Origin of the sequence: Thalassospira sp. UBA848, assembly GCF_002295455.1 — a bacterium.
GTDB lineage: Bacteria > Pseudomonadota > Alphaproteobacteria > Rhodospirillales > Thalassospiraceae > Thalassospira.
The window spans coordinates 9986-19809 of record NZ_DBGS01000036.1; the positions used below are offsets into that span (position 1 = coordinate 9986).

A 9824-nucleotide genomic window follows, 5' to 3' on the forward strand; every position below is an offset into this window, starting at 1 on the left:
ACGGCCGCGATGGTTGACGGATCATGCAGCGCGCAAATGCGTTCCAGATCTTCGGCAAGGTAGGCCCCATGTTCGGGCATGCCACGGGTGACACCGTTTTCTTCCGGCAAATAGGTGTGACGCATATGGTCAACACCGCCCAGCATCTGGCCAAAGGTCTTGCGGTTACCCGAAATACCCCCGACAGAAATACCACCGAAGTTCACACCGTGATAGCCGCGTTCACGACCGATCAGACGGGTCCGCTGACCATCGCCACGTGCGCGATGATAGGCCAGTGCGATTTTAAGCGCGGTCTCAACCGATTCCGAACCGGAGTTGGTATAGAACACATGGTTAAGATTGCCCGGCATCAGCTGAGCCAGACGGCTGGCCAGCTCGAACGCCTTGGGATGGCCCATCTGGAACGCCGGTGCGTAATCCAGCTCATCCATCTGCGCCTTGACCGCTTCGACGATTTTCGGACGCTTGTGACCGGCGTTGCAGCACCAAAGGCCTGCCGTACCGTCAAGGATATCGCGGTTGTCGTCGGTTTTGTAATACATGCCATCAGCAGAGACCAGCATACGCGGGGTCTGCTTGAACTGACGGTTGGCCGTAAAGGGCATCCAGAACGCCGAAAGATCGTTCGGACGACTGATTTTCGTGGTGGCTGTCATCAAAAGGTCTCCCGTACCTTTTTAAGTGCTTCTCTCTACCGGTTCGGTGGCGGACACCGTCCACCGGCATCTGATTTTATTCTTCCCGTATCGCGAAAGGTATTCGGCCCTCTGACCAAAATGTCGCACATTCGCCTTGCGGAAAGGCCTGCAATACAGGCACGTCAAAGTCGTTAGCATGAGACATGCCCATGCACTAGCGCTTTAACACCACCGCGGAACTGTTTCGAATATTCGACCGTCAAACACCATTTCGGCGACCCTGATTTTTGTTTACGGCGTCTATTTTGTGTTTATCTTTCATCGGAGCTGTTCGATATTTCGGACAAAACCGACTCTTGACCATGGCGAGGGTCCAAACTTATCCAAATGATCGATCCGGCAATTGATATGAAAGAAAAAGCAAGGAAAAGCCCGAAGATTGGGGTGGTTCCCAATCAAGGGATTTGACGCAGAGGCTTTCTCTCATATCAGTTGTCCTTCGGATCACCCGGATTTGCACGGGCTACGTTGTCGCAAAATCTTGAAAGATTTGCATCTTCCTGCAATTTTGCTTCGTATATCCGCACAAATCCAGGAGACCGGAACGGTCATTTGGATAAGTTTGGACCCTTGGCACGACGCGCATAAAAAAGTTTCTTTTTGATATTAGAAGTAGAGGTTATTTTAACCTGACCAAACGGTCAAGATAAATGACACGATTTATACAGTACGATTGAGAACCATCGAAATCGGCGCGAAACGGGACATTAGAATGAGCACAAAACCCGCAGTAAACGGCGCACACAAGGCTGCGATCCGGCAGGAGAACGAAGAACAGATTCTGGCGGCTGCCGAACGGGTCTTTGCCGATTTCGGGTTCAAGGGCGCCACAACCGCACGGATTGCCGAGACCGCCAATGTGCCCAAGGCGAATGTGCATTACTATTTCAGCACCAAAGAGGCCCTTTATCGCCGCATCATGGAAGATGTCTGCGACCATTGGCTTGAAGCTGCGATGACGTTCGATAACAGTGCTGATCCGGCGCTTATTCTGCGCGGCTATATCGAAGCCAAAATGGACCTTTCACGCCTGCGTCCCTATGGGTCGCGTCTTTGGGCACATGAAATCATTCGTGGTGCCAAATTCTCGTCGGAATATATTTCCACCACGGTCAAAAGCTGGCTTGATAGCCGTGTGGTGGCGATCCGCGGCTGGATCGCCGAGGGTAAGATGGATGATATCGAACCCTATACGCTGATGTACATGATCTTTGCCACCACCCAGCACTATGCCGACTTTGGCCGTCAGATCGAAATCTTCAACAACGACAAACCGCTTACCGACGCACAATTTGCCGAGGCCAAGGAAAATGTCGTTCGTATCATTCTCAAGGGTGTCGGACTGACCTGAGCTGGCGGTCGCTGCCCGGCACTCATAGCCCCCTTTCTGACAAAGTTATTGATTAAGACAAGTTGAATAAACCGCACCGCGTCCACATCTAAATAATCGGGAGTGATCAGGAAACGACAAGGGCGGAAAAGATGCGGTCAAAGCTGCGATACGCCAACCTTATTAGAATATGCGCATTATGCGTGATAATCACCGCATTGACCGGCTTGTCGACACCTGCCATGGCTCAGCAGTCTGATCGCAATAACCCTGCCGCTGACACATCCAGATCAAATTGCAAAACCATCACAATCGGCGGCCCGACAAGTTGGCAGCCGATTTCCTATATTGCAAAGGACGGGCGCCAAACCGGTCTTGGCATCGATATCATCACCGAATATGCCAAACGCAATAACCTTGATGTCAGGGTTGATATCGAGATGCCCTGGGCCAGAACCCTTGATTTGCTGTTTCAGGGTGAGATCGACGCCACAGCGGGTGCATATTTCAAGACCGAACGCCAACGGCTTTACCACTATAGCGACCCCTTCTACGAAGACGATATCATGGTTTTTCAGCATGTGGACCGGCGCTTTGGCTATCGCCAGATCAGCGACCTTCGGGGGTATCGCGGGGCGCGCCCGCATGGTGGCAGCCTTGGAAACGAGATCGACAGCTATTCAAGCCAAAATCTCGACGTTGTTTATTCCCCGACAATTGATCGCATCTTTGACCTGCTTGTTGCAGGTCATGTCGATTATGTTCTGCTGGGTCGCTATGATGGGCTGGCAACGCTTCGCAAACTTGGCATTCAGGACGAAATCATCGCTGTTGATCCCCCGGTGGCGCGTAACCCCGTGCATCTGATGTTTTCGCGCAATAGTCCCTGTCGTCGTCACATTCAACAGATCAACGCGTTAATTGCCGAGCTTGGCGATCGCGGTATTCTGCAAGAACGCATCGAATACCATCTTGGTCAAACCGTGTTTGATGTCGATAACGGCAGCTAGGGCAAAGCCCCCTCTTACCCAACCTCAAATGGCACCACTTCTGGATAGTTGAAACATTTGGTTGATATGCCAACTGTAAGAAACTTCCATAATTACAACGTTGCCATCAGACCATGCTGTCCATCAGACGATCATTTCGGGCTGTTTGTTTTTGCCTTCGCGGTTTACCGATCGGGGCTGCTGCCTTGCTGACGGCAGTGCCTGCACTTGCCGAAGATGTAAATACCGGCCCAACACAGATCAACCAACCTGCCAGCGCCTGCCGAACCTTGTCTGTCGGTGGCGCCGATGGCTGGGAACCGATCAGCTATATTCGCGAGAATGGGCAACATACAGGCCTGGCGATTGACATTCTGCGAGATTACGCAAAACGTCATGATTTGCGGGTTGAAGTCAATCTCGACATTCCCTGGACGCGTGCGATGCAAATGCTGGGCAACGGCGAGCTGGACGTGATCGCCGGGGCTTACTTCACCGCCGAGCGAAACCAGATCCATTTCTATAGCAAGCCATTCGCGCAAGACGACATCATTGTCTTTCAACGCAGGAATGCCCAGTTTCAGGTCAATGACCTGCACGATCTGATTGGTTATCGAGGTGCCCGGCCGCAAGGGGGCAGCTATGGCGACTATATCGACATGTTCGCAGAACAGCGACTGGACATGATTTTCTCACCGACGGGAAATCGCATCTTTGATGTGCTTTTGAACGGTCGGGTGGATTATGTGATGCTGGGCCGGTTTGACGGGCTGACCAACATCTATCGCGACAGTTTAAGCGACAAGATTACGGCGATTGAGCCGCCTATCGACAGCAATGATGTGCATTTCCTGTTTTCACGCAAAAGCCCCTGCATGCGGCACGTCCAGAATCTGAATATCCTGATCGAAAACATGTCTGAGAACGGCACATTGGGACGCTGGACCGAAAGCCATCTTTTCGACACCTCCGAAGGGGCCAGCTAAACGCCCTCGATATCGATGAGTCATCATATAAAACGCAAAAAAGCAGGGCGTTTGAAGCGCCCTGCTTTTTTGGTGAAACATCATTGCCACTTCGGCCATCGCCCAAGGGCATCATGCTTGCCTATTCTTTCATGACCGTCTCGTCGGCCTTGGCAAGAACAGCGTTCAGCAGAACCTGCCCACCCGCATCAGACCAGTGTTTGTGGACTTCTTCGATCTCGTTATGGGAAATACCATCGACACACGGGATAAAGATCATCGCCGTCGGGCAGACCTGTGCAAGGTAGCAAGCATCATGGCCAGCACCCGAAACGATTTCACGTGCCGAGAAACCGCCAAGCTCTGCCCCCTTGCGCACCGCATCGACACAGGATTTGTCGAACGGAACCGGTGCATAATAGAAGATCTGCTCGAACTCGGTCTCAAGACCAATATCCTTGGCAATCTTTTCGACACCTTCGCGCAATGCCTTGTCCATATCGGCCAGAACCGCGTCGTCGGGGTGACGGAAATCAACCGTAAAGAAGACTTCGCCAGGGATGACGTTACGCGAGTTCGGATGGATCTGCATCATGCCAACGGTGGCACATGCCAGCGGAGAGCGATCCAGACCGATCTTGTTAACCAAATCGACCACGCGTGACGCCCCCAGAAGGGCATCCTTGCGGGTTTTCATCGGGGTCGGTCCGGCATGGGCTTCGACACCGGTGAACTTGATTTCGTACCAACGCTGGCCCTGGGCATCGGTGACGATACCGATATCCTTGCCTTCATCTTCAAGGATCGGGCCCTGTTCGATATGGGCTTCGAAATAGGCCCCCATTTCGTGGGCATCAATGGTTGGCTCGTCCGGGCCCATATAACCGATACGCTCAAGTTCCTCGCCCATGGTCTTGCCATCGACGTCTGCACGTGAATGACCGTATTCAAGATCAAACACCTTGGCAAACACGCCTGATGACACCATTGCTGGCGCAAAACGCGAGCCTTCCTCGTTTGTCCAGCAAACGACCTCAAGCGGGGCTTCGGTTTCGTATTTGGCTTCGTTCAGGGTACGGATAACTTCCAGCCCCGAAAGAACACCATAAACACCATCATACTTGCCGCCGGTCGGCTGACTATCAAGGTGGCTTCCCATGACAATGGGGGCCAGATCCGGGTTACGGCCTTCGCGACGGGCAAAGATATTGCCCATCTTGTCGATCCGGATCGAGCAACCCTCTGCCTTGCACCACTTGATGAACAGATCGCGGCTTTCGCGGTCAAGATCGGTCAGCGCCAGACGGCAAACGCCGTCCTTGGCTGTTTTGCCGATCTTGGCCATCTCCATCAGGCTATCCCAAAGGCGGTCACCATCAATTGACAGGTTACGTACACTGGGTTGAGCAGTCATTCGTTCGTCCTTTTGGTTTTGGTGGCACAGATGGTTTATTCAGCAGCGACACGCATGGGATTAAGCGGGTGTTCCGGCCAGGTCATTGGCGGCTTGTCGGTCTTGACCGGTTCCATGGTGATGCAATCAGGGACCGGGCAGATGTGATAGCAAAGGTTACAACCCACGCATTCCTCATCGACCACTTCAAACAGACGACCGCCTTCAGGCTTGTCGGTCATGGTGATTGCCTGGTGCGATGTATCTTCGCACGCGATATGGCAACGACCGCACTCGATGCAGTTATCCGGGTTGATCACCGCCTTGGTGTCGAAGTTCATGTTCAGCTCGTTCCAGTCGGAAACCTGCGGAACGGCTGCACGGGTGAACTGTTCGACACTGGTGTAGCCCTTGTCATCCATCCACTGGCTCATACCGTCAATCAGATCATCGACCACGCGGAAGCCATAGATCATCGCAGCCGTACAAACCTGAACGGCGTTCGATCCCAGCGCCATGAATTCGACTGCGTCTTTCCAGGTGGTGATGCCCCCGATACCGGAAATCTCAAGATCGCGGGTTTCCGGGGTGCGGGCGATTTCAGCAACCATGTTCAGCGCAATCGGCTTGACCGCCGATCCGCAATAACCGCCGTGCGTACCCTTGCCGTCAACAACCGGTTCCGGGACCATGTTGTCGATATCGACCGACACGATGGAGTTAACGGTGTTAATCAGCGATACAGCATCCGCACCGCCCTTCAACGCGGCTTCGGCCGACCACAGGATGTTGGTGATGTTCGGGGTCAGTTTGGTAAAGACCGGAATATCAACCGCGTCCTTGACCCAACGGGTGACCTGTTCGACCATTTCCGGCACCTGACCGATGGCCGACCCCATGCCGCGTTCGCACATGCCGTGCGGGCAACCAAGGTTAAGTTCCAGACCATGCACACCGCTTTCGGCGATCTGCTGGGCAAGGTCCTTCCAGGCGCGTTCCTCGATCGGGGCCATCATCGAACCGATGATGACGTGATCAGGATACTCTTTCCGGCATTCGCGGATTTCCTGAAGGTTGGTGGCAAGCGGACGGTCGGAAATCAGCTCGATATTGTTGATCCCCAGCAGACGTCGGTTCTGGTCATGGTGCGCGCCATAGCGCGAGGACACGTTGACCACGGGCGGATCGATGCCCAGCGTCTTCCAGACAACCCCGCCCCAGCCCGCTTCAAAGGCACGAACGACGTTGTATTTCTTGTCCGTCGGCGGCGCGGAGGCCAGCCAGAACGGGTTAAGCGAATCAATACCGGCGATTTTGCAGCTTAGATCAGCCATTTTTCTCTCTCCCTTTGCTGGCGGTTCAAGCGGATTTCAGGAATGCATCAATGGCGATGGCGGCCTGTTTGCCGTCTTCGACCGATTGCACGGTCAAATCTTCGCCACTCTTGATGCAGTCCCCACCGGCGAACACGCCCGGGGCGGTTGTCTGATAGGACTCATCGACCACGATTTTGCCACCGGTGATCTCCATGCCGGCGAGGTCATCGGTTTTGATTTTTTGTCCGATGGCCTTCAAAATCTGGTCTGCACGCACGTCAAAGGTTTCGCCTGTGCCAACAAGTTTGCCACTGGCATCAAGTTCGGTTTTTTCGAACTCCATGCCCATCAGCTTGCCATTGGCCTTGATCGCGACCGGCTTTGCCCAATAGCGCACAATAACGCCGTTTGTTTTGGCAAGGTCCTGCTCGAACTCGGTCGCGGACATGTTTTCCGCACCACGGCGGTAAACAAGGGTGACTTCCTCAGCCCCCAGACGCTTGGCCTGAACTGCGGCATCAATTGCAGTGTTGCCACCGCCGATGACGATCACGTTGTTGCCAACCGGCATATCGGATTTCGGTTCGGTCTGGCGCAGTTTTTCGATGAAGGTAATGGCATCATCAACGCCCGGGAAATCTTCACCCTTAAGGCCAAGATCATTGGTCGAGCCAAGGCCGACACCAACAAAGACGGCGTCGTATTTTGCCTTGAGGTCGGCAAGGTTAATGTCCTTGCCAAGCGCCTTGTTGTATTCGATTTCAATCCCGCCGATGCCCAGAAGAAACTCAACTTCGCGCTGGGCGAAATCGTTGGTCATCTTATAAGCGGCCAGACCATATTCATTCAGTCCGCCCGGTTTCGGCTTGGATTCAAACACAACAACGTTATGGCCCAGCATCGCCGCACGGTGCGCGCAGGAAAGGCCCGCCGGACCGGCACCGACAACGGCAATCGTCTTGCCGGTTTTGGGCGCACGTTTGAACGGATGAGGCAAATCGCGTTCCATCAAATGATCGACCGCGTATCGTTGCAGGCTGCCGATCTCAACAGCGGTATCCTCGGCGACGTTGCGAACGCAGGCCTCTTCACACAGCACTTCGGTCGGGCAGGCACGCGCACAGGTACCGCCCATGATGTTGGCCGACAAAATGGTCTTTGCCGCACCATCCGGGTTGCCGGTACTGATTTTGCGAATGAAGGATGGAATATCAATTGATGTCGGGCATGCGGTCACGCATGGCGCGTCATAGCAATACAGGCAGCGGTTGCTTTCCGCCATGGCCTGAAGTTCGGAATAGGCCGGATGCAGATCGGAAAAACCGTCATCTGCGTCATTGTGACCAGCACCGCCATGAACGGCACCGGATTTTGAAGCTTGCTTGGCCTGCAAGGTGGTCATTTGTTTGTCTCCCTGCCAAAAAGGCGTCCTCTCCTGACGTCATCGAGAGACAAAACAAGAATGAAAATACAATCGACCGCGGACCAAATGTGATCGCAGCTATTGCGCGATCAGAATACAGCTATGGCGTTTCGTGGACGGGCGGGCCCGACCAACTCAGGGTCTTTCATACTGACATTCTTGGCGTATCCGTTCAGACAATGCTGAACTGTTTCCCAGTATTTGATCTGCCGTGTGGTTATAGTTTCGGGGTTATCCCCGGTTGATACACGTGCAGATGCCTCTCTCTGACAGAAACAGCATGTCCAATCCTGATCATTTGGTCAAGATTAAAAATCCGATTTCTTGCCGGCCGTGAAAAATGAACGGAATTGAAGGAAGATTTGCCACCCGGAACCAGCTTCTCCGGACCGGGTTCCTGAGGATTAGACTGGGTATATGTTCTTGATTTGGCGTAATTTTATGCTGGCTTTATTTGGACGAACTAAAGTAACGTCCACCGACCAGCGCAATTCGGAACGCCTTTGATGACCACAAAAAATGATGCAACCGACACCCTTCCAGACCGTCAACCGTCGGTTCGGGCTGTCGCCATGCCGTCTGACACCAACCCGACCGGGGATATCTTTGGTGGCTGGTTGATGTCACAAATGGACCTTGCGGCTGGTACTGCGGCGGCTCGGCGTGCCAAGGGCAGAACCGCAACCGTCTTTGTCGACAGCATGTCGTTTCTGCGTCCGGTTCATGTCGGTGATGAAGTCTCGTTCTTTACCGACATCATCCATGTCGGACGCACATCGCTTCGCATCAATGTACAGGCCTGGCGCCAAACCCGGTTTGAGGAAAGGTCTGATAAAGTGACCGAAGGCGTCTTTACCTTCGTCGCCCTGGATGAAGCCGGTCGCCCGCGCCCGCTTGATCCCGACGTCGAGGACGGTGTGGCTCAGGCCTGATCGACCATCGGGCCTTGAAGATAGGCGAACAACAGTTCGGCAACAGCAACGAAGCTATCGACATGGGCGCGTTCGTGCCCGTGCGATGCATCCAGCCCGAAACAGATCAAGGATGCCCTCGTATCATATCCGGCCTCAAGGGCGGATGCGACGTCACTGCGATAGAATTTGAAAACATCGCGCGCATGTTCGATCCCGTTTGCCACACAAAGATCCAGCAAATGCCGATTGAGCTTGCGATCAAACGGGCCTGACATATCCTTCATTGCGATGGTCACACCATATTCGCTGGTGTTTTGGTCCGGCGCGAAGGTGCCGTTATCAACCGCCACCAGTTCGGCGATATCATCATCAAGAATATGCGGCGCGCCAAGGCCGACTTCCTCGGCAATGGTGAACAGGAACTTGCAGGTTACCGGCAAGTCGACCTTGCCCGTCACCACCGCACGGATCGCTGAAAGCACGGCAGCCACGCCTGCCTTGTCATCCAAATGGCGCGACACCACAAAGCCGCTTTCGGTGAATTCCGCATTGGTATCAACTGCGACCATATCACCAACATTGATACCAAGGGCGCGCACATCATCCCCGTTTGACACCCGCGCATCCAGACGCAACTCAAGCTGTTCCCATGTAACCGGCTGGCTCTCGATTTCGGTGTTATAGGTATGGCCTGATGCCTTGATCGTCAGGATCGTGCCGCGTGTCGTTTTTCCATTGTCGGAATAGACCGTCACGCGTGCCCCTTCGGCGAAACGCGATGACCAATGCCCGA

The 9824-nt window shown here is 53.9% G+C and carries 9 protein-coding genes; 4 read left to right on the plus strand and 5 right to left on the minus strand.

Annotated elements, in window-relative coordinates; translation table 11 throughout:
• Positions 1-659 (minus strand): aminotransferase class III-fold pyridoxal phosphate-dependent enzyme (locus tag B2R48_RS04495; protein WP_296998310.1); only part of this gene is annotated, 659 nt, incomplete at its 3' end.
• 754 nt (positions 660-1413) lie between these two features.
• Between B2R48_RS04495 and B2R48_RS04500 the strand changes: the two genes are divergently transcribed.
• The 3 genes from B2R48_RS04500 to B2R48_RS04510 all read left to right on the plus strand — a co-directional run bounded on the left by B2R48_RS04500 (position 1414) and on the right by B2R48_RS04510 (position 4006).
• Positions 1414-2052: a TetR/AcrR family transcriptional regulator gene (locus B2R48_RS04500; protein WP_062955696.1), complete on the plus strand. Its 639-nt coding sequence runs from the start codon at positions 1414-1416 to the stop codon at positions 2050-2052.
• Positions 2053-2273: 221 nt separating this feature from the next.
• Complete coding sequence (locus B2R48_RS04505) at positions 2274-3041, plus strand: substrate-binding periplasmic protein (protein WP_296998314.1); 768 nt, start codon at positions 2274-2276, stop codon at positions 3039-3041.
• Positions 3042-3226: 185 nt separating this feature from the next.
• Complete coding sequence (locus B2R48_RS04510) at positions 3227-4006, plus strand: substrate-binding periplasmic protein (RefSeq protein ID WP_296998316.1); 780 nt, start codon at positions 3227-3229, stop codon at positions 4004-4006.
• 121 nt (positions 4007-4127) lie between these two features.
• Here B2R48_RS04510 and B2R48_RS04515 read toward each other — a convergent pair whose 3' ends face one another.
• From B2R48_RS04515 to B2R48_RS04525, 3 genes are read right to left on the minus strand one after another with little or no spacing between them, the layout of a single operon-like run.
• Positions 4128-5399 carry a Zn-dependent hydrolase gene (locus B2R48_RS04515; RefSeq protein ID WP_062955693.1) on the minus strand — a complete coding sequence of 424 codons (1272 nt, stop codon included), beginning with the start codon at positions 5397-5399 and terminating at the stop codon, positions 4128-4130.
• Between the two features lie 35 nt (positions 5400-5434).
• Positions 5435-6712 (minus strand): NAD-dependent dihydropyrimidine dehydrogenase subunit PreA, encoded by a 1278-nt coding sequence (gene preA, locus B2R48_RS04520; RefSeq protein WP_062955692.1) that lies wholly within the window; start codon positions 6710-6712, stop codon positions 5435-5437.
• 25 nt (positions 6713-6737) lie between these two features.
• Positions 6738-8096: an NAD(P)-dependent oxidoreductase gene (locus B2R48_RS04525; RefSeq protein ID WP_296998320.1), complete on the minus strand. Its 1359-nt coding sequence runs from the start codon at positions 8094-8096 to the stop codon at positions 6738-6740.
• Positions 8097-8623: 527 nt separating this feature from the next.
• Here B2R48_RS04525 and B2R48_RS04530 point away from each other — a divergent pair.
• Complete coding sequence (locus B2R48_RS04530) at positions 8624-9049, plus strand: acyl-CoA thioesterase (RefSeq protein WP_296998322.1); 426 nt, start codon at positions 8624-8626, stop codon at positions 9047-9049.
• Here the strand turns inward: B2R48_RS04530 and B2R48_RS04535 are convergent.
• Positions 9040-9824 (minus strand): M20/M25/M40 family metallo-hydrolase (locus B2R48_RS04535; RefSeq protein WP_296998324.1); only part of this gene is annotated, 785 nt, incomplete at its 5' end. The two genes, B2R48_RS04530 and B2R48_RS04535, sit on opposite strands and share 10 nt — an antisense overlap.

Bases quoted from the DNA above. Each gene is read 5' to 3' on its own strand.
- B2R48_RS04505 (WP_296998314.1), top strand. From the start codon at position 2,274: ATGGCTCAGCAGTCTGATCGCAATAACCCTGCCGCTGACACATCCAGA.
- B2R48_RS04500 (WP_062955696.1), top strand. From the start codon at position 1,414: ATGAGCACAAAACCCGCAGTAAACGGCGCACACAAGGCTGCGATCCGG.
- B2R48_RS04525 (WP_296998320.1), bottom strand. From the start codon at position 8,096: ATGACCACCTTGCAGGCCAAGCAAGCTTCAAAATCCGGTGCCGTTCAT.
- B2R48_RS04515 (WP_062955693.1), bottom strand. From the start codon at position 5,399: ATGACTGCTCAACCCAGTGTACGTAACCTGTCAATTGATGGTGACCGC.
- B2R48_RS04530 (WP_296998322.1), top strand. From the start codon at position 8,624: ATGACCACAAAAAATGATGCAACCGACACCCTTCCAGACCGTCAACCG.
- preA (WP_062955692.1), bottom strand. From the start codon at position 6,712: ATGGCTGATCTAAGCTGCAAAATCGCCGGTATTGATTCGCTTAACCCG.